The 25,300-nt window shown below is 40.0% G+C and carries 19 protein-coding genes and 1 pseudogene; 17 read left to right on the top strand and 3 right to left on the bottom strand.

Annotation, left to right across the window (positions count from 1 at the left end):
* Nucleotides 1–150: 150 nt before the first annotated feature.
* The 11 genes and pseudogenes from HXT53_RS06285 to HXT53_RS06235 all read left to right on the top strand — a co-directional run bounded on the left by HXT53_RS06285 (nt 151) and on the right by HXT53_RS06235 (nt 15,711).
* The gene (locus HXT53_RS06285; RefSeq protein WP_174190918.1) at nt 151–1,755 is read left to right on the top strand and encodes a type I restriction-modification system subunit M; all 1,605 of its coding nucleotides are present in this window, start codon (nt 151–153) and stop codon (nt 1,753–1,755) included.
* Nucleotides 1,752–2,978: a restriction endonuclease subunit S gene (locus HXT53_RS06280; protein WP_174142947.1), complete on the top strand. Its 1,227-nt coding sequence runs from the start codon at nt 1,752–1,754 to the stop codon at nt 2,976–2,978. Before HXT53_RS06285 ends, HXT53_RS06280 begins: the two co-directional genes overlap by 4 nt.
* Before the next feature lie 111 nt (nt 2,979–3,089).
* Entirely contained in the window at nt 3,090–4,043 is a 954-nt protein-coding gene (locus tag HXT53_RS06275) for an Abi family protein (RefSeq protein WP_101887738.1), read from the top strand.
* A gap of 54 nt (nt 4,044–4,097) precedes the next feature.
* Nucleotides 4,098–7,385 carry a type I restriction endonuclease subunit R gene (locus HXT53_RS06270; protein WP_421780218.1) on the top strand — a complete coding sequence of 1,096 codons (3,288 nt, stop codon included), beginning with the start codon at nt 4,098–4,100 and terminating at the stop codon, nt 7,383–7,385.
* 244 nt (nt 7,386–7,629) lie between these two features.
* Nucleotides 7,630–9,366 (top strand): FTR1 family iron permease, encoded by a 1,737-nt coding sequence (locus HXT53_RS06265; protein ID WP_285064377.1) that lies wholly within the window; start codon nt 7,630–7,632, stop codon nt 9,364–9,366.
* A 72-nt stretch (nt 9,367–9,438) separates the two neighbouring features.
* A complete protein-coding gene (locus tag HXT53_RS06260) occupies nt 9,439–10,071 on the top strand; it encodes an iron transporter (RefSeq protein ID WP_004116196.1) in 633 nt (210 codons plus the stop codon).
* A 114-nt stretch (nt 10,072–10,185) separates the two neighbouring features.
* Nucleotides 10,186–11,457 carry a Fe-S-containing protein gene (locus HXT53_RS06255; protein ID WP_421780214.1) on the top strand — a complete coding sequence of 424 codons (1,272 nt, stop codon included), beginning with the start codon at nt 10,186–10,188 and terminating at the stop codon, nt 11,455–11,457.
* 12 nt (nt 11,458–11,469) lie between these two features.
* Nucleotides 11,470–12,842, top strand: a pseudogene (locus HXT53_RS06250) (ABC transporter permease).
* Nucleotides 12,832–14,121, top strand: a complete 1,290-nt coding sequence (locus HXT53_RS06245; protein ID WP_004114238.1) for an ABC transporter permease — start codon at nt 12,832–12,834, stop codon at nt 14,119–14,121. Before HXT53_RS06250 ends, HXT53_RS06245 begins: the two are co-directional and overlap by 11 nt.
* Before the next feature lie 65 nt (nt 14,122–14,186).
* Nucleotides 14,187–15,032, top strand: a complete 846-nt coding sequence (locus HXT53_RS06240; protein WP_004114240.1) for an ABC transporter ATP-binding protein — start codon at nt 14,187–14,189, stop codon at nt 15,030–15,032.
* A gap of 55 nt (nt 15,033–15,087) precedes the next feature.
* Nucleotides 15,088–15,711: an FMN-binding protein gene (locus HXT53_RS06235; protein WP_004114241.1), complete on the top strand. Its 624-nt coding sequence runs from the start codon at nt 15,088–15,090 to the stop codon at nt 15,709–15,711.
* 154 nt (nt 15,712–15,865) lie between these two features.
* On the opposite strand, the gene HXT53_RS06230 is transcribed toward HXT53_RS06235, so the two are convergent.
* Nucleotides 15,866–18,817, bottom strand: a complete 2,952-nt coding sequence (locus HXT53_RS06230; protein WP_004114242.1) for an InlB B-repeat-containing protein — start codon at nt 18,815–18,817, stop codon at nt 15,866–15,868.
* A gap of 646 nt (nt 18,818–19,463) precedes the next feature.
* Between HXT53_RS06230 and HXT53_RS06225 the strand changes: the two genes are divergently transcribed.
* Nucleotides 19,464–20,234: a DUF3800 domain-containing protein gene (locus tag HXT53_RS06225; RefSeq protein ID WP_016812092.1), complete on the top strand. Its 771-nt coding sequence runs from the start codon at nt 19,464–19,466 to the stop codon at nt 20,232–20,234.
* Nucleotides 20,235–20,362: 128 nt separating this feature from the next.
* Here the strand turns inward: HXT53_RS06225 and HXT53_RS06220 are convergent, their stop codons facing one another.
* Complete coding sequence (locus HXT53_RS06220; protein WP_180946772.1) at nt 20,363–20,599, bottom strand: hypothetical protein; 237 nt, start codon at nt 20,597–20,599, stop codon at nt 20,363–20,365.
* 235 nt (nt 20,600–20,834) lie between these two features.
* On the opposite strand from HXT53_RS06220, the gene HXT53_RS06215 reads away from it, so the two are divergent.
* Nucleotides 20,835–21,182, top strand: a complete 348-nt coding sequence (locus tag HXT53_RS06215; RefSeq protein WP_004116167.1) for a hypothetical protein — start codon at nt 20,835–20,837, stop codon at nt 21,180–21,182.
* Between the two features lie 26 nt (nt 21,183–21,208).
* Here the strand turns inward: HXT53_RS06215 and HXT53_RS06210 are convergent, their stop codons facing one another.
* Nucleotides 21,209–21,712 carry a hypothetical protein gene (locus HXT53_RS06210; RefSeq protein ID WP_013399778.1) on the bottom strand — a complete coding sequence of 168 codons (504 nt, stop codon included), beginning with the start codon at nt 21,710–21,712 and terminating at the stop codon, nt 21,209–21,211.
* A gap of 192 nt (nt 21,713–21,904) precedes the next feature.
* Between HXT53_RS06210 and HXT53_RS06205 the strand changes: the two genes are divergently transcribed.
* From HXT53_RS06205 to HXT53_RS06190, 4 genes are all read left to right on the top strand, one after another.
* Nucleotides 21,905–22,645 carry a response regulator transcription factor gene (locus tag HXT53_RS06205; RefSeq protein ID WP_421780210.1) on the top strand — a complete coding sequence of 247 codons (741 nt, stop codon included), beginning with the start codon at nt 21,905–21,907 and terminating at the stop codon, nt 22,643–22,645.
* Nucleotides 22,639–23,862 carry a histidine kinase gene (locus HXT53_RS06200; RefSeq protein ID WP_421780208.1) on the top strand — a complete coding sequence of 408 codons (1,224 nt, stop codon included), beginning with the start codon at nt 22,639–22,641 and terminating at the stop codon, nt 23,860–23,862. Before HXT53_RS06205 ends, HXT53_RS06200 begins: the two co-directional genes overlap by 7 nt.
* 279 nt (nt 23,863–24,141) lie before the next feature.
* On the top strand, nt 24,142–24,603 hold the full coding sequence (locus HXT53_RS06195; protein WP_004114257.1) for a hypothetical protein: 462 nt from the start codon (nt 24,142–24,144) through the stop codon (nt 24,601–24,603).
* A 34-nt stretch (nt 24,604–24,637) separates the two neighbouring features.
* Entirely contained in the window at nt 24,638–25,291 is a 654-nt protein-coding gene (locus HXT53_RS06190) for a response regulator transcription factor (RefSeq protein ID WP_004114259.1), read from the top strand.
* Nucleotides 25,292–25,300 lie beyond the last annotated feature (9 nt).

The following is a 25,300-nucleotide window of genomic DNA, read 5'->3' as shown; positions in this document are numbered from 1 at the left end:
TATCGCTGCTGATTGTGCGCGTTTACAGTAGAATATTAAAGAACGCTTATTTAATTATTGCGTAATATTGCGTAATATTGCGCTTGTTTAATTAGCTTATTTAATATTGCGCATACGCTTGCACGAATTGCACGAATAGGGAGCAGTAGGATGGACACTCGCAAAGAAGAAGAACGCGCGGAATTGCATCGCACGATTTGGAAGATTGCCGACGATTTGCGAGGTTCTGTTGATGGCTGGGACTTCAAAGCATACGTGTTGTGCACAATGTTTTATCGCTATATTTCCGAGAATTTATGCGATTATATCAATAAAAACGAGCATGAATCTGAAGGCGGCGATCCAGATTTTGATTATGCAAAAATAAGCGATGAAGATGCCGAGCCTATTCGCAGCGAAATGATCTCGGCTAAAGGTTTCTTTATACTTCCTAGCGAACTGTTTTGCAATGTGTTGAAGCGTGCTCCTCAAGATAGTGATTTAAACGAAACGTTGAGCCGCGTGTTCCGCAATATTGAAGCGTCGTCTCAAGGAACTGATTCGTCTGGTGATTTTAAGGGATTATTCTCCGATTACGATGTGAATAATATTAAGCTTGCAGATACTGTTGAAGGCAGAAATAAGCGTTTTGTGAGGTTATTGCAAGTGATTAGTGAGATGAGGCTTGGCAGTGTAACCGACAGTTCTATTGAGGCTTTTGGTGACGCTTACGAGTATTTGATGGGCTTGTACGCTTCTAATGCTGGCAAGTCTGGCGGCGAATACTTTACGCCTGCAGAAGTCTCAATGCTGCTCACGCGCCTTGGAACAGTTGGAAAATCAAGCATTTCAGACGTATACGACCCAGCATGCGGATCCGGGTCGCTTCTGCTAAAAGCCAAAAAAGTGCTAGGCATTGAAAATATTAATGGCGGTTTTTACGGTCAGGAAAAGAACGTTACTAGCTACAACTTGTGTCGCATGAACATGTTTTTGCACGATGTGAATTTTAACAAGTTTGAGATTACTTGCGGCGATACTCTTATAAATCCGCAAATCGATGCTAATAAAAAGTTTGAGCTAGTTGTTTCTAATCCGCCTTATTCCACGAGTTGGGAAGGGGATTCTAATCCGTTGATGATTAACGATCCTCGTTTTGCTCCAGCTGGCGTGCTTGCTCCAAAAAGCAAGGCAGATATGGCGTTTGTTTTGCACTGCTTGGCGCATCTGGCAGAAAATGGTGCTGCTGCAATTGTTTGCTTCCCAGGAATTATGTATAGAGGTGGAGCTGAGCAAAAGATTCGCCAATATTTAATTGAACATAATGCTGTTGATTGCGTGATTCAACTTCCAAGCAACTTGTTCTTTGGCACTTCGATTGCTACGTGCATTATGGTTTTGCGCAAAAACAAGCAAAACGATACTTCAATATTGTTTGTTGATGCCAGCCAAGAGTTTGTAAAGTCAACGAATAGCAACAAGCTTTCTTGCGAGAACATTGAGCAAATTGTTAAGTGGTACACTTCTAGGCAAGATGTGGAGCATATTGCGCACGTTGCGTCTTTGGAAGAAGTGGAGTCAAATAAGTACAATCTTTCCGTTTCCACATATGTTGAAGCGGAAGATACTCGCGAAAAGATTGATATTACAGAGCTTAATACGCAATTAAAAACGATTTGCGCTCGCGAGCAAGAGTTGCGCGAACAAATTGAGAAGATTGTAAGGGAGATTGAAGCTGGCAGCGTTAACTTCGATAATAGCGAGGTGACTCAATGACTAGCAGGCTTGAGGATTTAATCGCTGAACTTTGCCCGAATGGTGTGGAGTACAAGAAAATTAAGGATGTATATCTTCGTATTAAAGGTACACCGATTACTGCAAGTAAGATGAAAGAAATAGCTTCTGAAGATGGTGAAGTTAGGATATTTGCTGGCGGTAAAACTGTTATTAATGCTCATGAATCAGACATACCTAAAGCAAATATTACGAGAGTTCCAGCAGTTTTAGTGCAATCTCGAGGTGTTATTGATGCTGTTTATTATGATAAACCATTTACCTTCAAAAATGAGATGTGGGCTTATACTTCAGATAGTCAAATTAGTGTAAAATTCTTGTATTACTTATTAAAAAACAACATTCAATATTTTCGTGATACAGCTTCTGGAATGGGATCGTTGCCGCAAATCTCTTTACATGTAACAGAAGATTTTGAAATTCCAGTGCCGCCGCTTGAGGTTCAAGCGGAGATTGTGCAGATTTTAGACACGTTTACAGAGCTTACAGCAGAGCTTACAGCAGAGCTTACAGCTCGTAAAAAGCAATACGAATACTATCGAGATACCTTGCTTACGTTTGACGATAATAATCCCCTACACTCGCTTATCTCGTGCTACTGCCCAAACGGTGTGGAGTACAAGAAAATTGGCGATATTGCCTCTATAGATAGGGGTGGAAATTTACAGAAAAAAGATTTTTGTGAGCACGGAATACCATGTATACATTATGGTCAAATTTATACGAAATATGGTTTGTTTGCTAGTAAATCTTATACATTCATAGATAGTGAATGTGCAAGTAAACAAAAATTTGCGCATAAAAACAATATAGTAATGGCTGTAACAAGTGAAAATATTGAGGATGTTTGTAAATGCGTAGCTTGGTTTGGTGAAGAAGATGCTGCGGTCAGCGGACATTCTGCAATTATTAGGCATAATCAAAATGCAAAATATTTAGTTTATTATTTTCATTCATCAATGTTCTTTTTGCAGAAAAGGAAACTCGCTCATGGTACTAAGGTAATTGAAATCACTCCATCTGATTTGTTAAATGTAACAATCCCCGTACCACCTCTAGAGGTACAGAATCAAATCGTACAAATTCTGGATCGCTTTGACGCGTTGTGCAATGATTTAACTCAAGGATTGCCTGCAGAAATCGAAGCTAGACGCAAGCAATACGAGTACTATCGCGATCAACTCCTAACCTTCAAGCGTGCGTAATTTAGTTATGCACAATTTATGTAAAACAAACTATAAACGCGTATTTAGTATTAGAATTTACATAAATTACATTTCTAGTGAGACTCGCCGAAGATATTGAGGAGGTAAGAGATGTCTGATAAAATTGACGATAACAGCAGCCCCCTAAGCCTACTAACAGTGCTCAAACCTGGGGGTTCTTCTTGTTTTTCAGCTAATTCAAAGCCTCCAAAATCTATTGACGATATGATTCAACTCATGAAAACTCGAGAATTAGTAGTCACTGATGAAAATAATTTAAAAAGTATGCTGTATGACTGCAACTACTATAGATTGTCTGGATATTTTCGAGTGTTTCAAATCGATCCTTCTTCTGGCAATAATCAGTTTAAGCCAGGTAGCAAAGATGTTGATTTTCTTGTGCCATACAAAATGGATGAAGAATTGCGAACAATTATTCTTAAAGGTACCGCACAAGTAGAGTTAACATTAAGATCTAGATTTGCATATCACGTTGCAAACTCTGGAGGAGCATATACATACCTCAATTCAGATTCGTATATTAAAAAATCTAACATAAGCATAAATAATCTTTTATCTAATATGAATAAATGGCTGGAAAAATCTAACGAAGTTTGTATAAAACATTACAAGAGTAAGAAACAACCTATACCAATATGGGCTGCTGTTGAAGCTTTTCCATTTGATACTATTTCACGAATGATTTCTTTGTACAAAGATACTAATGTGTTGCGAAAACTTTTTGATTCAATGGGGTTAAAAACAGAAATTCGTAAATCTTCTGAAGCAATCCATTCAATAGTTTACTTGCGTAATTTGTGTTCTCATCATTGTAGATTATGGTATAAGGAAACTGTAATATCGACTCCCTCAATTCGTGATGTTAAAAATTCTTCTTTATTAAATGGTTATACGGATAAATCTATTGCTGCAGCATTAGTAAATTTAATGTATTTAGTATCAAAAATAGAAAACGATCATAATTATGAGACGGAAATAAAAGAATTTCTGAATAAAAATGAAGAATATAAAAATGGAATATTTAACCATTTACATTGGAGATAATTTAAATTTGTAGAATATGCAATGCGTTATGCGAGTAAGAAAGAAGGAAGCAAAATGAAAATCGTGTTAGAGAATCAAGATAGCACTGTAATGTCTACGTTTACGCCAAGCGCGCGCAATGACGGCAGCTATCAAAGCGAAGCACAACTCGAAGAAGAGTTCATTAACATTTTGCAATCACAAGGCTACGAGTACGCTCACATTCACAACGAGAGAGATCTTATAGCAAATCTTCGCGTGCAAATCGAAAAGCTCAACGACTATCATTTTTCAGATGGCGAGTGGGAAAGATTTTTCAAAGAAAATATTGCAAACAGCACTGACGATATAGTTAAGAAAACAGATACTATTCAGCGAGATAACGTTAAAATACTCAAAAAAGATGACGGCACAGATAAGAACATTACTATTATTGACAAAGAAAATATTCACAAGAATATTGTGCAAGTAATCAATCAGTATGCTGTTAATGCAAGCGATAATGATGCAAATGGTCCTGCGTGTAGCAATCGTTACGATGTGACTGTTCTAGTAAACGGCTTGCCAATGGTCCACATTGAGCTAAAGCGCAGAGGCGTGCCTATTCGAGAAGCATTCAATCAGATTAACCGTTATGCTCGTGACTCATTTTGGGCTGGAAGTGGGCTATTTGGATACGTGCAAATTTTTGTAATCTCAAACGGCACTGAAACAAAGTATTACTCCAACTCAACTCGCAATAATGCGTACAACGAGCAGAAAAGTAAAGGATCTAGCAAAACAACAACAAGTAACAGTTTTGAATTTACAAATTATTGGTCCGACGCTCAAAACACTATAATCTCCGACTTATGCGATTTTGCTAAAACCTTCTTTGCAAAGCACGTAATTCTTAACATTCTTACAAAATATTGCGTTTTTAATGCAGACAAATGCTTGATGGTTATGCGACCATACCAGATTACTGCAGCAGAAAACATAGTGAATCGCGTAAAATACATGTTTGCTAATGCAAGCAAAATGCCGGCAGCAGAGCGCCAAAAGGGCGGATATATTTGGCATACTACTGGATCTGGCAAAACGCTAACCAGCTTCAAAACATCGCAGCTAGTAAAAGCTTTGAAAGACGCAGAAGGCAATAATCTTGTTGACAAAGTTTTGTTTGTTGTAGACCGTAAAGATCTTGACTATCAAACAATGAGAGAATACGACACGTTTGAAAAAGGAGCCGCAAATAGTAACACTTCAACAGCTGTGCTTACAAAACAGCTAGAAGACAATACGGAAGAATGCAGGCTTATTATAACCACTATTCAAAAGCTTAGTAGATTTATAAGCAACAACCCAAGTCATGAAATTTACAAAAAGCGCATAGTGTTTATTTTTGACGAATGCCACAGAAGCCAATTTGGAGGAATGCATGCAGATATTGTAAAACACTTTAAAAATGCTCTGCTTTTTGGGTTTACTGGCACGCCAATTTTTGAAGCGAACGCTGCTGGCTACGACGCTACGCATCTTTCTACAACCGAGCAAACTTTTGGACCGTGCTTGCACACGTACACAATTATTAACGCGATTAACGATAAAAACGTGTTGCCATTCCGCGTGGAATACGTTGCTACTGTAAAAACATCGAGCGAGTTGGAAAAAGCAACCGACGAATTGGTTAAAGATATTAATCGACCAGATGTAATTAGGCATAAAGATCGCGTGCATAATGTTGTTCAATACATTATTGAGCATTTTAGTCAAAAAACGTATCGCAACGAGAAAACTTACAAGTACAAGCGCATTCTAAACGTTAAAGAACTTGCAGCAGATAAGCATAATACTTTAGAGGCTAAAAAATCTTCTGAAGCAGTCGACGTAAACGGCTTTAATTCAATCTTTGCTGTTGCAGACATTCCTCTTGCAAAATTGTATTACAACGAGTTCAAAAAGCAGCAGCAAAATCTGCCTCCAAGCGAACGCTTAAAAGTAGTAACCATTTTTAGCTATGCAGTAAACGAGGGTGAGTCAGATTCTTCGGCGTACGCCAACGGCATGGGCTCTCTTGGAGAAGAAAATTCAGAAAGCACGGCAAATCTAGACGCAAATTCGCAAGAATTCTTGGAAAGCGCAATAAAAGACTATAACGAAATGTTTAATACTGCGTATGATGCGTCAAATAACAAATTCCAAAACTATTACAAAGACGTTTCAATTCGTATGAAAAATAAGGAAATTGACGTTTTGATTGTAGTCAACATGTTTCTAACTGGTTTTGATGCAACAACTTTGAACACGCTTTGGGTGGATAAAAATCTTCGCATGCATGGGCTTATTCAGGCGTTTTCGCGCACAAATCGAATCTTAAATTCCGTTAAAACATTTGGAAACATTGTGTGCTTTAGGGATTTGAGTTATAGAGTTGACGAAGCGGTAAGTCTTTTTGGAGATAAAGATGCGCAAGGTATTGTGCTTTGTCCTACGTTTGAGCAGATTTACAACGGTTACGTTGACGCTAAAGGAATTGAGCGTTGCGGATACAGTGATTTAGTAAATGAGCTTATGGAAAAGTATCCACTACAAGGATTCAACATTGTTGGAGAAGAGAATCAGAAAAAGTTTATATCGCTTTTTGGTAATATTTTGCGCTTGCGTAACATGCTGAAAGCTTTCGATCAATTTGAAGGCAACGAGATAATCAAAGAGCGCGATATGCAAGATTACTTGGGGCATTACCAGGATTTGCATGAAGAGTGGAAGCGCAAAGAGCAAAAAGGCGATATTGCAAACATTACGGACGATGTTGTGTTTGAGATGGAGCTTGTGCGCCAAGTAGAAGTAAATATTGACTACATTTTGATGTTAGTAGAACGCTACCATAGCAAGCATTGTAAAGATAAAAATGTTCTTGCTTCTATTAGGGTGGCAGTTGACGCTAGCCCGCAGTTGCGTAGTAAAAAGAAGCTTATTGAAGGGTTTATTGCGCAGCTTAACGAGAAGGAGCTTGATAAGCTTGTGGATTCTGAAGGTAACATTACTGTTTACGATTCTAACGGCAACAAGTTGAGTATTGTTGATTGCTGGAGCGAGTATGTTGAGCAAAAGTATAATCATGATTTGGCGCAACTTGTGCAAAGCGAAGGATTAAACGATGCTTTGACTCGCAAGTTTATGGAGAAATCTTTTAGCGCTGGCGAAGTGAGTGAGCTTGGCACAGACATTAATGATTTAATGCCTAGAATGAGCAGATTTGGCGCTGCGGCGATTGCGCGCGCTGAAAAGAAAAGTCGCATTGTAGAAAGTATGAGAAACATGTTTAATGAGTTTGTTGGACTTATTAGCTTTTCTCAATACGATTCGCAAAAAGATTGATAATTATCATTATCAATATCATTTTTATAATATTTGCGTGTTTTTTGCGTCTAACTATATCAATCTACTTGATATATCGATATTATGTTCATGGGGTTACTTGCGAAGCGACTTTAAACAGAATAAAAACGGAAATACAAACCGTGCAAAAGCCGCCAAAAAATTTGAACGATTAAAACTAAACGAAAATAGAAAAATTGTGTGCGCTCGATGGGGATAGAGCCAAAGGAGATATGGAGACATTATGCACGCGTGTGCAAAAGCGCGCCAAAAAGTTGCGAGCGCATCGGCATTTTTGTTGTCAATATGCATTTTAATAAGTTGTGCAATGGGAGTAGTCGGATTAGTAGGATTAGTTGGAGAGCCAACAATAGCCTACGCAACTGACGCTGACAAAACCTATAACAGTTGGTCAGAAGTTTCTTCAGCAGTTACAAGCCAAATAGAACAAGGTAAAAACGAATACAATAGTGCAAACATGGCAGGCGCTGCAACCAGATTCCAAGCTGCATACAATTCGGTATACGTAGCATCCAATTTCATAACCGTTGTTCGAGACACAATTGGTCAAGATAAGGTGCAGTCGCAAAGTGACCAGTTCCAGCAACTGCAAACTTTGGTATATCAACAAAATCAAAGCGCACAGATTAGTGAAGTGGCATCTACTCTGGAAAGAGATATTGCGCAAACCGCTTCTCAACTCGATGCAAACACGCAGCTAGATAAGCCGAATGTTTATGCATCCAAATTGCGCGCGCAAATCGCAAAAGAGCGTAAAAAGCTCGATGCAGCAAAAAAGAAAAATCTTGGGCGAAATGGCAGAACTTGGAGCCAAGTTGCGCGCGAAATGAACGTTATACTCGATAAATCTGCATCAACGTACAAAGCAGCAAAAGGAAACAAGCAAGAAGTTGCCAAAGCTGTTGATTTAGTAAACGAAGCCTACTACCAATATTACGAAAAGCTCGGTTTTGAGAAGAACGTGATGAACGCAATAAGCGGAAGCCGGGTAAGCACTGTTGAATACCAGTTCAAAGAGTGCAGGCAGGCTATGAACAATGGCAAAACATTTGAGCAAACAAAAAAGTTCGTGACAGATCTTAAGTCAATGCTTATTGAAGATGCAGCAAAACTAGACGGCGGAGCGGCATCTAACGCCAACCCGTTTATGCAATTTATAACAAGCTCCTTTGGGCAGGCTTTTATAATCTTGTTGCGCGAAGGGTTGGAAGCGCTGCTGGTTGTGGCTGCAATAATCGCGTATCTTATTAAATCTGGGCACAAGAGCATGGTTAAGTACATTTACATGGGGCTTGTTGCAGGAATCATAGCTTCGCTTATTGTTGCTGCGCTTTTTGGATTGTTATTTAACGGTTCTGGTCCGCAGCAAGAGATTACGGAAGGCGTTGTAGCCCTGTTTGCAATGCTTATGCTGCTGTACACAAGCAATTGGATGATTTCAAGATCTTCTGTGCAAGCTTGGAACGAGTATATTCGCAACCAAACGACAGCAGCAGTTTCTAAAGGAAGCCTGATTTCTCTAGCGCTGCTAAGCTTCTTAGCAGTGTTTCGCGAAGGTGCAGAAACTGTAATCTTCTATCAAGCGATTTTTGCTGTATCAAGTGGAGCAGACTCCATGATCTGGGGCGGGTTTGTATCCGCAGCCGCTGTTTTGGTTGTAATCTTCCTGCTGATTCGCTTTGCATCCGTTCGCATACCAATTCGTCCATTCTTTACAGGAACCAGCGCGCTTATGTGCATTTTAGTGGTGATTTTTGCTGGTGGAGGCGTGCATGCGCTCATAGAGGGTGATGCGCTCGCTGGAGTTTATATTCAAGGCTTGCCAACTAACGATTGGCTTGGATTCTATCCGTACGTTGAAACGATTTCGGCGCAAGTCGTAGCTGCAATCGTGGTTATTGCACTGTTATGCGTGTCTATTTTGCGCACACACAAGTCGCAAGCAACCGTTCGCGGATAAGTCAAAACTAAAAATCAAAACTAAAAATCAAGCAATAATAAACAGATAATTAACTAACAGAAAAGGTTAGATATGAAGAACAAAAAGATGATGGCAATTGCAGCCTTAGCGCTGGCAGGAATGCTAACACTCACTGGTTGCGGTGCAAACGGAAACGCGGCAAAATCTGCTGCAAAGCCACAAGCATCTGAGCAGAAGGCCGACGATAAGGGCGGAGACAAAGGCTTTGAAGAGGTTCCAGTTGGACCTAACCAAGACCAGAACATTGGCCCACTTACGATTGGCGCCGTGTACTTCCAGCCAGTTGACATGGTCCCAGCAGGCATGGGCTTAAAGGCAAGCGAGGCAAGCTTCCATCTTGAGGCAGATATTCACGCAAACAAGGAAGGTACAAAGCTTGGCTACGGCAAGGGCGAGTTTATTCCAGATTTGACTGTGAATTATCAAATTATTGATAAGGCGAGCGGTGAAGCTGTTGTAAAGGGAACGTTTATGCAAATGAACGCTTCCGACGGTCCTCACTACGGCGCAAATGTTAAGCTCGATAAGGCTGGAAACTACAAGTTAGTGCTTTCTGTTGAATCGCCAGAAAAGAAGGGTTGGATGCTTCACGTAGATCCTGCTACGGGTGTGACTGGCCGATTCTGGACTGAGCCAATTACCGCTACATTCGACGATTGGAAGTACACTCCACGTCAGTGGTAGTTTTGCAGTGGTGTTTTTTCCAGTGGTAGTTTTTACAAATAAAAACAACAAATAAATAATGCATAATGCATAAATAAATAACAAATAATCACATAAACAGCAAAGGAGGGAGACATGCTCAGGCTGTTCGTTACAGTACTTCCAGGGCTGCTCCCTCTTGCGCTGCTTACAATGGGATTAAGCGCCACGCTAAGCGTTGGCGAGGGGCGAGATAAGCCAATCAGCTCTCGCTGGCGACTTTTTGGCTTGATTTTTGGAACAGTTGCGGCGCTTGTTTTTGCATTTTTGCGCGCAAGCGTGGTGATTAATCAGCGCAATTTTGTGAATCTTCCAGCGCTCTGCATTGCTGTTCCGCTAGACGTTGCCACAATCGTTTGTGTTGGCGCATCTGGCAAAACGGTTGCAAAATGGCGCAAAAATCCGCTGCCCTTGCACATAAGCAATGCGATTGGCGCGCTTTGCCTAGCGTTTACAGTGTTTTACGCGCTCCCAGACGTGATTTTGCAGCTTACGATTTTCGTTGACTCCAGCACACCTCCGTTTACTTCCGATATGCTTCTTCGCGCGCTAGGATTTATTCTTGGCGCGGCTGCTGCGATTTGCATAAGTCTTATGGTGCGATCTTTGCGCGCAACCGCGAGTATTGGCGCCTTTAGAATCGCAATTATTCTAAGCATGATAATCTTGCTAATTCAGCATTTAACGTCTTTGTTGCAAATTATGCAAGGAAGTATTTTGCTGTATATAGACGATTTTTCGTTCAGCATTCTTGTTTGGCTTATAAACAACGCTCCGCTTATGATTATGGCGCAAATTTGCGTGTTTTTGATTCCTGCATTCGCCTCTTTTGTAATTGGTTTTAAGACGCCTGTAGTTGGAGAAAATTCTGCACAAATCCGCGCAAAGCGAGCGTTTAAGCGCAAGTCTAGAAGGTCTGCGCTTGCGGCGCTAATGGCTGCAATCGTAGTAATACTTACGCTTACTGCTGGCGTGTCTCTTATGAATATTAAGCCAACGCTTACGCCGCCAGAACCGTACGAGTTGCATGATGGCGTAGCAACAATCAACTTTGTGCAAATTAGCGATGGCCACTTGCATAGATTCCAATACAAAGCTAAAGATGGCACTGTTATGCGCTTTATAATCATCAAGAAAAATGGTGGAGCGTATGGAGTTGGCTTGGATGCTTGCGAAAATTGCGGAGACGCAGGCTACTACGAAAAAGACGGCAAGATAATATGCCGAAAATGCGATGTTGCAATAAATTTGGCGACTATTGGTTTTAAGGGCGGATGCAACCCGATTCCATTCCCATACAAGGCTGGTGGCGGAAAAATTACCATTCGCACAGCCGATTTAGACGTGCTTAGCTCGCACTTTAAGTAGGAGTGCTTGCAAATGTTTATGATTCGAATGGTTGCGCGATCTCTTGCAAGGCAGATTAAAAAGCGAGTTCTTATAGCGATTGTTGTGTGCTTGAGTGCGTGTGTAAGCGTTGCAATGCTTAGTGTTGTTTACGATGTTGGAGACAAAATTAACGCGGAGCTTAGCTCTTACGGGTCCAATATTATTGTTCAGCCTAAGTCGAATGCTGTTGTGAACGACTTGTATGCGTCTCGCACAAAGTCAGGCTATAGTAATTCGCAAACTTTGCAAACTTTGGCGGATGCTGAAAGTCAAGAATCTACCGCTTTTTTGAAGGAATCGGATGCTGCAAAAATCAAAATGATTTTTTGGGCGTTTAACATAACGAATTTTGCGCCAAAACTAACGATTTACGCAAATCTTAAAGCAAATCTTAAAGCAAATTCTTCTGCCGAATCTGCTAAATCTGCTAATTCAGTAGTCCCAATTGTTGGCACGTGGTTTAATCGCAAGCTTGCGCTCGCTTCTGGAGAAACAACAGTTGTTGGTGTGCAAGGAATGCGGTCTTGGTGGAAGATGCTTGAAGGCAGATTCCCGCGCGATTTTAAGCACGAGGCCGCTGTTGGCACAAATCTTGCTAAAAGTCATAATCTAAAAGTTGGTCAGCGATAAAACTAACTCGTTCTGGCAGACAAATCTCACTTAAAATTGTTGGCATCTACGATTCTGGAGATAGCGACAATAACGCGATTTACGCGGATTCCAGCCAGGCACAGCGTATTGCAAACAAGCCAAATATGGTTGAGGCGATTGAAGTTAAAGCATTGACTACGCCAGAAAACGATTTAGCGCGTAAAGCGGCGAAGAATCCAGCGGCGCTTAGCCAAGAAGAGTGGGAGACGTGGTATTGCACAGCCTACCCAAGCTCGATTACTTACCAAATTGAAGAAGTGATTCCAGACGCTGTTGCAAAGCAAGTGCGGCAAGTTTCGGCTATGCAAGGCAGCGTGCTTAACAAGACGCGCGCTGTGATGGTGCTTATGACGGCGCTTAGCTTGGTTGCGGCGGCTGTTGCGGTTGCGAATCTTATGGCGGCTGCGATTTCGGAGCGCTCGGGGGAGCTTGCGCTGCTCAAGGCGCTGGGTGCGCGCGATGGTGCTGTTGCGCGGCTAATGCTTATGGAAACAGCGGTTATTGCATGCGCTGGTGCGCTTATTGGCATGATTGCAGGCTTTGGCGTTGCGCAAGTGATTGGATTTAGCGTGTTTGGTTCTGCGATTTCGCTTCGACCAATGGTATTTGTGCTGGTGTTTGTGCTTCTTGCGATTACTGTTCTTGCTGCTGCTGGCTCTTCTATTCGCTCTATTTTGCATGTGCGTCCTGCGGAGGTGCTTCATGGGCGTTAAATCTGGTTCGGGTATGACTTCTAATGGCGCAATGTTTGCGACTATGCTTTTTGGCGCGGTTTTTCGCCGAAAGTCGCGTGCGCTTATGGCAGTAGTTGCCACTCTTGTTGGTGCCGCTACGCTATTTTGCTTGGCTGCAATCTGCATTGTTGTTCCTCAACAAATGAGTGACGAAATGCGCGCATACGGAGCGAATATTATTGTGACGCCGCTTGCAGGCGAGTGGAAAAATGGCATTGATCGCGCAATGGTTTTGCACACTAACGACATGGTTCTTGCAAAAGGTGCTATGCGATTTGCTACCTACCGTTACGAAAATGTGCGCATTAATGCGGCTCCGTACGTGCTTGCTGGAGTGGATGTCTCCGCTGTTAAGTCGCTTAATAAGCATTGGAACGTGGACGGCGCTTGGCCTAGCAGTGGCAACGTTATGGTTGGGCGAGATGTTGCTTCGGCTATGGGATTGAAGATTGGTTCGCGCATTGCAATCGCGTATCGCGCTGGCGATAATTCCTCGGATTCGGATAGCCTTGCGCAAAAATCGCAAGGTAATCAAGCAGGCAATCAAACAGATAATCAAACAGATAAATCTTCTCAAAATAAGCTTGTTGAAGGCAGAGTTTCCACAGATATTATGGATACTCACGGCACAACTTTCCGCGTTTGCGGCATTTTAGATACGGGAGATGCCGAAGATTCCATGCTTTACGCAACTAACGCGGATTTGCGTGCGCTTACAGGCGTTAAGCGCGGTGCGGACGTGATTGCTTACTCGTCTTCTGCGCCGAACGTAGATGCTGTTGTGCGCAGCATTAACGATATGACTTCTATGCGTGTTCGTGCGCAACAAGTTACTAAAGTTACGGCGGCAGATACTGGCATTATTGCTATGCTTCGCAGCCTATTTTGGATTGTTTCGCTGGTTGTTCTTGCGTTGATGATGGTTGGCGTAAGCACTACGATTTCTTCGATTGTGCAGCAGCGCCGAAATGAGATTGGCTTGCGCAAAGCTTTGGGTGCGAGCGCTAAAAGCATTGGCATTGAGTTCACTGCAGAATCTGGGCTTTATGGTTTTATTGGCGGAATCGCTGGTACAGCAGTGGGGTATGGATTTGCGCGATTGCTTGCGTCAATGGTGTTTGCGCGAGATTTGAGCGTAAATTGGTGGCTGGTTGTGTTTTCTATTGTGTTTAGCGTTGCAGCGTCTTGCGTTGCTGCGTTGCCGCCTGTTTTGCGCGCTTCAAAAATAGACCCTGCGATTGTGCTTCGAGAAGAATAGCTTTTATAGTGATTTTTAGAGTGATTTTAGAGTGTTTAGTTAAGGATTTTAGTTAAGGATTTAATATGACAGAGAATAAAGAAACTAAGCTGGAGAGCACAAAAGCTGAGCCAGAAATGCTGTTGACTTTGGACCATGTTTCCAAGATTTACGGCTCTCTTCGCGCTGTTGACGATTTGTCGCTTACTGTGCCGCAAGGCGAGTGGCTTTCGATTGTTGGCTCGAGCGGCTCTGGCAAAACTACGCTAATGAACATTATTGGGTGCATGGATTCGCCGTCTAAAGGCTCCGTTGCTTTGCAAGGCCGCAAACTCGAGGATTTGAACGCGGGTCAGCTTGCAGACGTTCGCAAAAACGTAATCGGTCTTGTGTTTCAAAAGTTTTATCTTGTGCCACATTTAACAGCTGTAGAAAACGTGATGGTTGCGCAATATTATCATTCAGTTGTAGATGAATCGCAAGCAATGGAAGCCTTGGAACGCGTGGGATTAAAGGACCGTGCGCATCATTTGCCGAGCCAGCTTTCTGGCGGTGAGCAGCAGCGCGTTTGCGTTGCGCGTGCTCTTATTAACTGCCCGAAGTTGCTTCTTGCGGATGAGCCGACTGGTAATTTGGACGAAAAGAATGAGCAGATTGTACTCGACTTGTTTAAGCAGCTTCATTCCCAGGGAACTACGATTATTGTTGTAACGCACGATTCTTTGGTTGCTCAATGCGCGGATCGTGAAATTATGCTCAACCACGGTGTGCTTGTTGGCGAACGTTGGAATAATGAGGTTGCGCGCAAAGCGTACGAGGCGATTGGTGGCAAGCCTGCGTTTACGAGTGCACATGTTGATGAAAGCGTTGCGGAAGCTTTGCAAAATCATGAGCCTACTAAGTCACCTAAATTAGCGAATTTAGATGATTAGTTTTTAAATGATTAGTTGCGCATAGTTTTAATTTAAGATTTAAAGGCGATGATTTATGATTTTAGACAATATGTTTCACAATGTTTCACGCTGCACTAATTTGCGTGATGATTTGAAGTCTAAAAAAATTGCAAAAACGGTTGCTGCGATTGCGGTTTTGGCTAGCTCAAGTGCGTTTCTTGCATCTTGCGGCGAGCCGAGTGCCGTTCCAATGAATGATGAGTTTGCAGGAAACTCTGGTCAAAGCGAAAACGATAGTGGCAATGCTTCGAAATCTTACGATTCTGGTGCTCAACAATCGCACGCTTCCGCGCAAAGTGAGGATTCGCAAAATCAGCAAAATCAGCAAAATTCGCCTAAAACAGACACTGGCAATTACAAAGATGGCGATTACAAAATCAAAGCTAAGTATGGGCCAGTTGCAGAAGATAGCATTGACGTGAATTTAAGCGTTGCAAATGGAAATATTAGCAGTGTGCAAATAACGTCTCATCCGTTTACGCCAATCTCCAAAAAACACATGAGCGCTTTCAGTGAGGCTATTCCAGGAAAAATCGTTGGAAAACCGTTAAAAGATTTGCATATTTCGGTTGTTGCTGGAGCAAGTTGGACTAGTGATGCCTTCAACAAAGCGCTTGACGTTGCTCGCCAAGAGGCTTCAATTCAATCCGCAAAATAATCTTGAACTACCTTACTTTATTAATATAATCGTGACTATAATAATCGTGATTATATTGTTGAATATTTGCGTGTAATTAATAGGGGTTAGTAGTGCAGTTGTTTACAATACTAACCCCTATTTTGTTTGTTTTTTTTTCTTATGAAATTATTGTTTATTTATTTTTATGTGCTTTAATTTTTGCTATGATTTCAGCAAGTCCAAACGTTAAAATTGTAGAAAAAGCGGTTAGTGATATTGCGCTTCCTGTTTTTGGAAGTTGGTTATTATCATTTTTGCGTTTTTCTACGATTTTATTATTTGGATTTTCTTTTGGTAGTGGCGTAATGTTTGGTGTTTTTTCTGGAGTCGGCTTATATTTTGGCCATGGTGTTTTTTCTGGTGTTTGTTTTGGTGTTGGTTCAGGAACAGGCGTAGGTTCAGGAACAGGCGTAGGTTCAGGAACAGGCGTAGGTTCAGGAACAGGCGTAGGCGGTGTAGGTGGCGTTGGAGGTGTCGGAGGAGTTTGTGGATCATATTCTACGGTGAGAGAAATATCATTAGCGCCTGCTGCTGCGTCAGAGTTCTTACCATCGTTTGTTTGTGAGCCGTTCCAAGTAAAGTCAAATAATTTCGTTGTTCCATTAAATGTTGCAGCTGCGTGGAATGAGCCAGATACTGTTCCAACGATTGTAGCTTTTCCGGAGAAATCTTGATTTATCTTTATTCCCGGAATAGTGATTTTCATTGCGTCGCCAAGATTTGTTTGTACTGCTGTCTGCAATGCTGCATACGTTGTAATGCCAGATTTCAAATTAATAGTAACTGTTACAGTCTTGTCTTTAACTTGCACATCCTGGATAGCAAAAGTATCTGAGAACCCATCGAGCTTAAGTGTATTTTTTGTGATATTTTCAGGCAGCGTTAAACCGTCTGGGATAGTAAATGTAGCCATGAACGAAGATGTCATATCTTCGAGAGTAATTTTGTCATAATCTTTCGCATTTACTGTGTTAAATTTCTTTTCTATCGTCTTCATTTGGTCTTTTACTACTGAAGCTGTGATTGTGCCAGTGAAATCAATAGTTTGTCCTGGAGTAACTTTATACGCTGTAGTTGCTGTGTTCTCGCCAGTTAATAAATCTGCAGGAAGATTAATATCCTCCTGTTGTATCTGTTTAACATTTGGATTAATCTCCCACTTAAGGTAGAAGGTAAGATCGTCGTTCACTCGTAAATTGTTATCAATACTAGCTTTTTCAGTTCCATTCTTGTCTTTGAACCAATAGTAGTAACTTCCAATCGTAATTCCGAATATACTGTACGATTCATCTTTATTCTTAAGCGTGTAGTATTTGCGCGTGGCTAGATTTGTATAAGTTGTGTCTGAATCAGAATCTGCTTTGCCACTAATGCCAGTTGTGTCTATATTGACATTATCATCCAAACTTTTAATAAGATTGATTAGCGTCCTGTTTTCGCTAAATTTTGCTGTTTTCTTAACAACAGCAACATCTCCACCGCGCTTATCTTTTTTAATCTCAAATACTTTTGTATTTGTCTTAAAGATACTGTTATTGGAGAAAGTTCCGCCATTTGCAGAGAATTTTACTGTAAATTCTTTTTCTTCCCAATTTGCATATAAGTCAATTAAGTTTTCACTTTGCGATATAGAAATATTGCTACCTGCTTTTACAGTCTTGCCTTTGCCGTTTTTATCGGTAGTCCAACCTTTGAAGACCATTCCCTTTCGGGCAAATTTTGCATTATTTTTAACAACTTCGTAGAATGAAAGAACTTTGCTAGTGCGTTTTGGACTAGTTTCACTAACAATGTATGTTGCATCATCTTGAGCGCAATTATGGTAGCGAACAGCATAAGATGAGGAATCTTTTTCCCACTTTGCGTACACTGTTGTGTCGCTTTTAATTATCATTTTTTCAGTAAATTTTTGCTCGCTATGCTGAGCGTTTTTGCAGAACCACCCGAGGAACTTATATCCAGGAGCAATTGGATTTGCTGGTACTTCAGTACTTCCTCCTGCCACTGTTTTTGCAAAGTTTAATGCGTAACCGCGTATAGCAAGGGATTCTTTTGCTTTAGTTGAAGAGTCAGAGAATATAGCTCCTTTAGCTTTTTTAGAATCCTCAGCTTTTGTATCATTGAGCTCGAATGTCACTTTTGCTGCTGGAACCCATACGTGTTTTTCGTTATCTTTAGAAGCTTTTTTAACTGAGTATATGTAGGCATTTCCATTTTTGTTAATTGGTTTTATCTCATTTACAGAACTATCAGCAAGAGTAAAGAGACTTAGCCTTTCATTACCGTTTTCTTCACCGTTTACAGGAACAGTGCTTCCCTTGTTGCTGTGATAATCAGGAGCATATGTAACCATGTGCGAGCCTCCAGTCACAACATAGTTATTTCCTGTTCCAGCTCCACCGTCTGCATTTTTATTTGCTGGGCTATCTATTAAGCAGTCTCCCTTAAGTTCAATAGATCCACTGTTTTGAGCTCCAAAAAGCGCTCCACTATTTTTTCCATCACCTTTGATTGTAGAATTGGTGAGAATTACTTTTCCGCTATTTACATTTAAGCCGCCAGCGCCACCATTATTAAATTCAAGAGTAGAGTTGGTAACGGCTAATTTTCCATTTGATATTCCAACGGAAATGCCTGCAGTAGATCCTGCATTAGCAACAATTCGTGAATTATTGGTAACAGTTGAGTCGCCTTGAATTGTTAAACCAGTTGAGTGTCTCCAACCAATTTTATTAATCACAAACTCCGAATTGTCCATGTTTAATTTGTTTACATAGTATGACATTCCGAAGCCTGCTACAGTAAGTGAAGAATTTTTCAAAGTTAAATCATATGCGTCAAACCATGTGCGAATTTGTGATTTAACGTTAATAGTAGCATTTTCGAAAGTAATACCATCAGCATAAAAACCTGTATTACATTTGTCATCAGCAGTAATTTTTAATTTATCTTTGCTTGTGCCTTTTACTGTTCCCGCAAGGTAAATTCCGTGACTGTCTTCTACTGCGTTATCTTTGAAAGTGTATGTGCCATCTGTAATAAGAGAGCCTTTTTCCGCTGTAAGAGCTACCTTAAATGCAGTCATTTTCAATTCGCCGTCACCGCGAAGTGTGGAACCAGATTTCAGCGTGATTCCATCGTTGGTATTATTTGAGCCTGTTATTGTGGCGCCGGATTTATCGATAGAAAGTGTAATGTCTTGTGGAATTTCTACAGGTGTATTAAGTGAAAAATTGCCTTTAATGGTAATATTTGCAGGTTTTTGTGCAGTTTTTTCAAGAGCTTTTTGAATAGTTTTTAATGGCTTACTTTCAGATCCATCGTTTGTGTCTGATCCGTTTGTGCCATCTACAACAAGTTGTGTTTTTGGAGCTGGGTTAGTTACGGTTACTTCTGTTGATGGGGGGGGGGGTAATAGCTAATGCACTTATTGGATATACAGAAAGTAGCGACATTGCTGCAATGATAGTTGAAGCAGTAAGTATGCGCATGCCTTTATATTTATTATTTCTTCTCATTGTTAGCTCCATATTGTCCGCTGAAGTTGGGCGCTAGTTAATGCATCGTATTAATACAGTTTCTACACTATACCTGTAGAAGGCAAAAGTATACTCGTATTTGTATTAAATACAATAGTTTATAAATATTTGCATAATCTAATTAATAGTGCAATAGTAGCTGCGCTGTGTTTATAACTGTAGAATGTTGAATATTTCATATAAAATATTCTCATGCAAATTCTTTTTTTGGACGAGAGTGGAACTGCTCCTAAACGTGATGCTGTAGAGCAAAATCCTTATTTTGTTTTGGGCGGATTAGTCATTCCAGAATCGCAATGGAAATCATTACAAAGTAATCTGCATGGATTAAAAAAGAAATATGGGATTGAGGGGGAAGTTAAGTGGCGTTATTTCATTAATCATCCATTAAGCAACAAGACCACGCCTCTTTCTAATTTGAGTGTTAATGAATTGAATGAATTGCGTGAGAATCTGTTTAAGCTGATTTCGGAAAATGAAGATTTTAAAATTATTGCTGCTGTAGTGAACACTAAGGAGTATTACGATAAATATAAAGATGGCAATGCTGAAAATATGTATCACACTGCGTTTGAAAAAATATGTGAACGTTTTCAGTATTATCTTCAAGATTTAAGTAAAAATGCTGGTACAAAAGTTTATGGAATGATAGTTATTGATGCTCGTAATAGTAAACAAAATAAGCAACTTGATGATTTCCATTTTGATCTACTCAATAATCATGACTCACATCGAGCTGATTATAACAATCTAATTGAAGGATTATTTATAGCAGCTTCTCATCACAGTGTAGGTGTGCAGTTTGCAGATTTAGTTGCAGGAGCAGTTTATAGAAAATGTTCTAAAAGAGATTCAACTTTTTATAATATGATAAGAAATAACGTTCGTAGAAATAGTCAAGGTAAAGCGGAAGGATTTGGAGTAGTGGCTGTACCTAGTGGCAGCCGTATTATTGAAAATTGAAATAATAAAAATAGACGCCGTGTTGAAGATTAACCTCAAACCTACAATATGGCGCAGTCACGGCGTAGTAAAATTATATCATAAATTGTTTATTGTTTGCAATATTGTGTTTTAGCGCCATAACCACCTTAATCTTTGACTTCAAAAATAGTGCCTTCGTTTCGACTCATCGTTGCTGTCATGGCTCCGGTTGTTGCCATAAATGGAATAATAGCATTACTGTATTCGTGCATGAACCGTGCAAAATCATGATTCCAAGAAATAATTGCAACGTACAAAAGAAGAAATTCGACTGCTGTAGATATTGCCCACTTAAGAATCCAAATAAGCGTTTTTTTAATAAGTTTTATAGAGTCCTTGCTCATGAGTTGTTTCCCTTCCAATTTGCTGTTTTGTTCGTGAGCATTGTAGCTAATTCATGTACATTGCTTCTCGTTCGTATGTATTTTGTATTTCTAGTATAAATGCCGCAAGTCTTCGAGCAATATTATGTACTCAGAACTTAGTACTCAAGATTGCACGGAAAATGTTTGTAATTAGAGTTAAAGCAACGCACAAATATGTTGCGCAAATACGTTACAGATACAAGGAGATACAAACATGAGTAGCGCAGATATGGGTAGTGTAAGCATGAGTGATTTTGGTATAAACTCTTGGCAGCCAGAAGATAGCGTAAACAAAATAGGAAATGTTAGTGAAAATAGCATTAATCAAATTCAAAAGCAGGAAGATAACTTTGCGGAAAATAGTAGCGAAGAGCTTTCACAAGATGAAATTGATGAATTAGCTAAGCAATTAGAAGAAGTCTTTACAAAATATATTGTGCTAGAAAATGGCTCTTTTGTTGTAAAAGAAGACGCTATTATTGCAGACGGCTATGGCGACCATATAGAATATTTTCGCAATGCCGCAAAAGGATTAAATCTTTCAATGGAAGATCAACAATAAGCTTAAATCCTTAAAGCCTTAAATCCTTAAAGATCGCTTTGATCAATAGGGTGCCCTTGTGGGCGCTTTATTGATCGCCACAAAATCACCAATGTTAAGACGCCATTTGCAATTCCGTAGTAATAAATCCAAGGAACGTGAATAAGCCCACAAATAAAGCATGTAATAATATTTGTTAAATTATTCGAGTAATTGTTGAGTATTTGCTTATTTTGTGATTCGACTTTTTTGCGCTCTTGCTCAAGAGTAATTATGTAATCTTTGCTGTTCTCTATATTCTCAACATCACTACTTATGCTGTTAGTGCCCGCACAGCTAAGCTTAGATATATTATTTTCTATATACGCATTTTTTTCTTTAATAACGCTTTTGCGCAAGAAAAAATATGCATAAGAATACAATGCAACAGAAAGAAGTCCTAGAACAAGCCACAAAGCGAAAAAGTCAAAGCTACGCATAAAAGCAGCTGTTGAGGCAAGCGCCATCGCAGCTACTTCTGCGGAGTGCAATACTATTAGTCGTTTTGTCATATAATCCTGCTGCAATCATTATTAAAGATGAATTTCAACGCAACCAAAAGTCGCATATTGTTACTTATTATAACCAAGTTTGACTTACATGCATTACTTGTAATCATTTATTACTACACGATTTGCCCTACTTTGCGCGCGTTTATAAAGTAGAATATAAGAAAAGTAGCGTGTGATTGCAAGAAAGCCATTATGCCAAAAACGTATGCAATAGTAGATAACGACCCATTAGTTTTAGCGGTTATGCGAAACGTGCTCAGCAAGCTTTTGCCAAGCGAGTACGTGTGCAAATGGTGCGTAAAATCAGGCGTGCAAGCTTTGAAATATTGCCAAGTAACAAAAACTACTCCGGATTATATTTTGATAGATATGTCAATGAAAGACATGTCTGGAGTAGAGGTAATACGCGCAATTCGTGAACAAAACAACAATATTGTTTTAATTGGCATGACTTCGTATGATTGTAGATCCTACGCTTCGATGGTTGCGCAAGTTGGTGGGCAAGCAATGGTTGCTAAAGACAATTTCAAAGGACTAGCAGAAGCTTTGCAATATTGCGATAATCAGCATGCGTATGGCTGCCGATGTGTTAAAGATGTTGCTTACGATTTTGCTACTCCGCAAGAATCTTTTATTAGACTTTCTAAATCAAGGTCGCGTAGCGTTTTGCCGCCTCAAGAACTAAAAATCATGGATTTGCTCGCTAAAGGGTACACAACGAATCAGATTGCGTCTCAACTTGGTCTTATGCCAAACACTATTAACACGCATATTCATAGAATTTACAAAAAATTACATGTTTCTAACCGAGTGCAAGCAATATCCGCATTTGCTGCAATGCAAAATCGTGAGCAAAATAGCAATATGCAATATTTTAATGATTCGCTGCAAAATCATCAGAATCTTTTGCAAGAAACGGATAATGCATGTTAATGAAAACATTTTCGCGCGTTATTGAGTTGGTTAAAAGCTGGAAAATTCAACGAACTTTATTCATAATATTGGCGATTCTTGTAGTGTCAATGGATGTGCAATCTTGCAATACAGCTGGTTTGTGGCATAACCCGCAGCAATCTGTGTGCCAATACGTTTGGATGTTCGCAATATTTCTTTTGATTGCTTTTTCACGTCAAATATCCCTCGTAACTCCGATTTTGTATTGCGTAACGTTAGCAGTACCAGGCGTAAATGCAACTTGCTTTCTTTTTTCATTGATCGCTAGCATGTTTGTTGCAGGCTTTTACGATTCGTGGAAGTATTTGCTTTGTGCGTACATAGTTTCGCTGAATATTATGTACTTTGCAAAAATGGCGTACATTCCGCTTACTTTTCCTTGTTTTATTCTTATTTCCATGATTTGCGGTTACGCTTTGCGCAAGTATTTGAACATGTTGGAAGAAAATAATCGCGCAAAAATGGATATTGTGCGCAGTGAGTTCCAGTCTTATATTGCTTCTGTTGCATTGCAATTGCACGACGATGTGAACAATGAGATTACGGATATTACATTGCTTGCGACTGATGCTTTGTATACCGAGAAAAGTGATCATACAAAAGAGTCGCTAGAGCAGATTGTTGAGCATTCTCGTAATGCGCTTTCTAAAACGCGACTTGTTATTAATCTACTTGAACAAGCTGAGCATAAGTATGATGATTCTTTAGATTCAAATATTGCCAGCACGCAGTTTATTTATAGTTCTAATAGCAATAATCGCATAAGTTTGACTGATTTCTTATGCAATATTCGCGCACGCTTACAGGCTGAACGTAAGATTTGCGAGCAGCTTGGGTACTATGGCTCTCTAACAGTGAATGATAAAAGTTCGGGGAGTGGTGATTTTACTGCATCTGCAACTATTAGTACTGAAAAAGCTCAATGTGCTATTCGCATGTGCAGCGAGCTGCTTACTAATATTCGTAAGCATTGCAATACTAGCGTTGATTTTTCTATGAACGTTACGGTTGATAAGCGCGAATGCAGAATAATGTGTATGAATTCGATTTCGACGTTGAATAAGTTTGGCGAAAGACTTGTTTTTGGCAAAGGTCTACTATTCCACAAAAAATCTGTGGAACGTTTAGGTGGATCTTTAAGCGCGCAAAAAGATGACGACACTTGGCTGGTCAATGTTGTTATTCCGCTAAACTAGTATCAATCAGACTCTTGCGTTATCGTGGCAAAAATCGCAAATCTAACAGAATCTGCCACGATAACTCCATAAGTACGCCTCTATTTAAAAATAATTCCAAAACGGAAATATTCTTAAATGTTGATTGTTGAGAACATACAAACTGCTAATAGTAAAAGTTTTTTAAAAGTTTTCTAAAAGCACTATCGTTAAAAATAGGTACGCTTATTTGTGTAGATAAAATCTGCACGCTAGTATGTTGGTAATTTACAAAACGAGAATCACGAGGAGGTGCTTATTATGACTAATCCTTTGCGCGGTATACGAGAAGAAGATATCGTCAAGTATTTTAAAGATCACAATCTTTCAGTTGATAAGACGTATGTATTTACAATGAAATACGACCCTTGGTGGAAAGATTTAATCAAACTATTTTTGTTACCTAAATTATTCTATGTAGCGCAAGGCGTTGTTGCGCGTATTATTGCTGCCACTAATAATGAGTTTATTATTGTTAATCCGAATGTCATTTTAGGCTCGGGTAATCTAGCTAAATTAGACGATAAGTATCTTCGTCGTATTGCGTGGAATCAACTCACTAATTTTGAAGTTATAAGTAAACCAACAACTCAAATAATTCGTTTTACTGCGAATGGCAAAACCGAAGAATGGAGTGTGCCAACGGAAAGTGCTAGCGTATGGCACTTTAATGTGTACAATCTTGATAATTTGAGAAAAACAATACAATCGCACATCTCTTGATAAGCGGATTCCAAAACAAGATATCATATATTGTATGAACACTACTTACGCAATTGTTGATAATGACACGCTTGTATTGCGATATATGCAACTTCTTCTTAAAAGTCGTTTGCCTGAAAACTTTGTTTGTGCATGGATGTGTTCTTCTGCAAAACAAGCTATTCATCGTTGCGTTGCAGAGAATACTCCTGACGTACTTTTAGTAGATATGTCAATGAGAGAAATGAGTGGTGTTGATGTAATTAAGGCAATTCGCGAGCGCAATAGCAATATTGTTTTAATTGGCATTACTTCCTACATGCTAGATGAATACGTATTGCAAGTTGCTAAGTCGGGTGGTCAAGCGCTAGTACATAAAGACAATTTAGCAGACGTAGTTGCAGCCATCCAATCGCGCGCAACAAGCTACGGTTGCCCAGAATTGCCACAATATATTGACTATTTTCACACTCCGCAAGAATCATTTAATATGATTTCTCAACTTCCGAAGACTTCAGTTTTGTCTCCTCAAGAATCGGAAATTATGCGCTTGTGCAAACAGGGATCTTCTACGAAAGAGATTGCAGATCAGCTTAATGTGAAAGTTTCAACAGTCAACACGCATTTACGGCGTATTTATGGAAAACTTCAAGTTAAAAGTCGCATGCAGGCGCTTGCTGCGCTCGCAAAGTATTCGCATGATATATAACGTGTAAGA

This window comes from Gardnerella sp. KA00390 (assembly GCF_049244075.1).
GTDB classification, from domain to species: Bacteria; Actinomycetota; Actinomycetes; order Actinomycetales; family Bifidobacteriaceae; genus Bifidobacterium; species Bifidobacterium vaginale.
This window is presented reverse-complemented; position numbering and strand designations above follow the sequence as displayed.

Bases quoted from the DNA above. Each gene is read 5' to 3' on its own strand.
- HXT53_RS06285 (WP_174190918.1), top strand. From the start codon at position 151: ATGGACACTCGCAAAGAAGAAGAACGCGCGGAATTGCATCGCACGATT.
- HXT53_RS06280 (WP_174142947.1), top strand. From the start codon at position 1,752: ATGACTAGCAGGCTTGAGGATTTAATCGCTGAACTTTGCCCGAATGGT.
- HXT53_RS06275 (WP_101887738.1), top strand. From the start codon at position 3,090: ATGTCTGATAAAATTGACGATAACAGCAGCCCCCTAAGCCTACTAACA.
- HXT53_RS06270 (WP_421780218.1), top strand. From the start codon at position 4,098: ATGAAAATCGTGTTAGAGAATCAAGATAGCACTGTAATGTCTACGTTT.
- HXT53_RS06265 (WP_285064377.1), top strand. From the start codon at position 7,630: ATGCACGCGTGTGCAAAAGCGCGCCAAAAAGTTGCGAGCGCATCGGCA.
- HXT53_RS06260 (WP_004116196.1), top strand. From the start codon at position 9,439: ATGAAGAACAAAAAGATGATGGCAATTGCAGCCTTAGCGCTGGCAGGA.
- HXT53_RS06255 (WP_421780214.1), top strand. From the start codon at position 10,186: ATGCTCAGGCTGTTCGTTACAGTACTTCCAGGGCTGCTCCCTCTTGCG.
- HXT53_RS06245 (WP_004114238.1), top strand. From the start codon at position 12,832: ATGGGCGTTAAATCTGGTTCGGGTATGACTTCTAATGGCGCAATGTTT.
- HXT53_RS06240 (WP_004114240.1), top strand. From the start codon at position 14,187: ATGACAGAGAATAAAGAAACTAAGCTGGAGAGCACAAAAGCTGAGCCA.
- HXT53_RS06235 (WP_004114241.1), top strand. From the start codon at position 15,088: ATGATTTTAGACAATATGTTTCACAATGTTTCACGCTGCACTAATTTG.
- HXT53_RS06230 (WP_004114242.1), bottom strand. From the start codon at position 18,817: ATGACTGCATTTAAGGTAGCTCTTACAGCGGAAAAAGGCTCTCTTATT.
- HXT53_RS06225 (WP_016812092.1), top strand. From the start codon at position 19,464: ATGCAAATTCTTTTTTTGGACGAGAGTGGAACTGCTCCTAAACGTGAT.
- HXT53_RS06220 (WP_180946772.1), bottom strand. From the start codon at position 20,599: ATGAGCAAGGACTCTATAAAACTTATTAAAAAAACGCTTATTTGGATT.
- HXT53_RS06215 (WP_004116167.1), top strand. From the start codon at position 20,835: ATGAGTAGCGCAGATATGGGTAGTGTAAGCATGAGTGATTTTGGTATA.
- HXT53_RS06210 (WP_013399778.1), bottom strand. From the start codon at position 21,712: ATGACAAAACGACTAATAGTATTGCACTCCGCAGAAGTAGCTGCGATG.
- HXT53_RS06205 (WP_421780210.1), top strand. From the start codon at position 21,905: ATGCCAAAAACGTATGCAATAGTAGATAACGACCCATTAGTTTTAGCG.
- HXT53_RS06200 (WP_421780208.1), top strand. From the start codon at position 22,639: ATGTTAATGAAAACATTTTCGCGCGTTATTGAGTTGGTTAAAAGCTGG.
- HXT53_RS06195 (WP_004114257.1), top strand. From the start codon at position 24,142: ATGACTAATCCTTTGCGCGGTATACGAGAAGAAGATATCGTCAAGTAT.
- HXT53_RS06190 (WP_004114259.1), top strand. From the start codon at position 24,638: ATGAACACTACTTACGCAATTGTTGATAATGACACGCTTGTATTGCGA.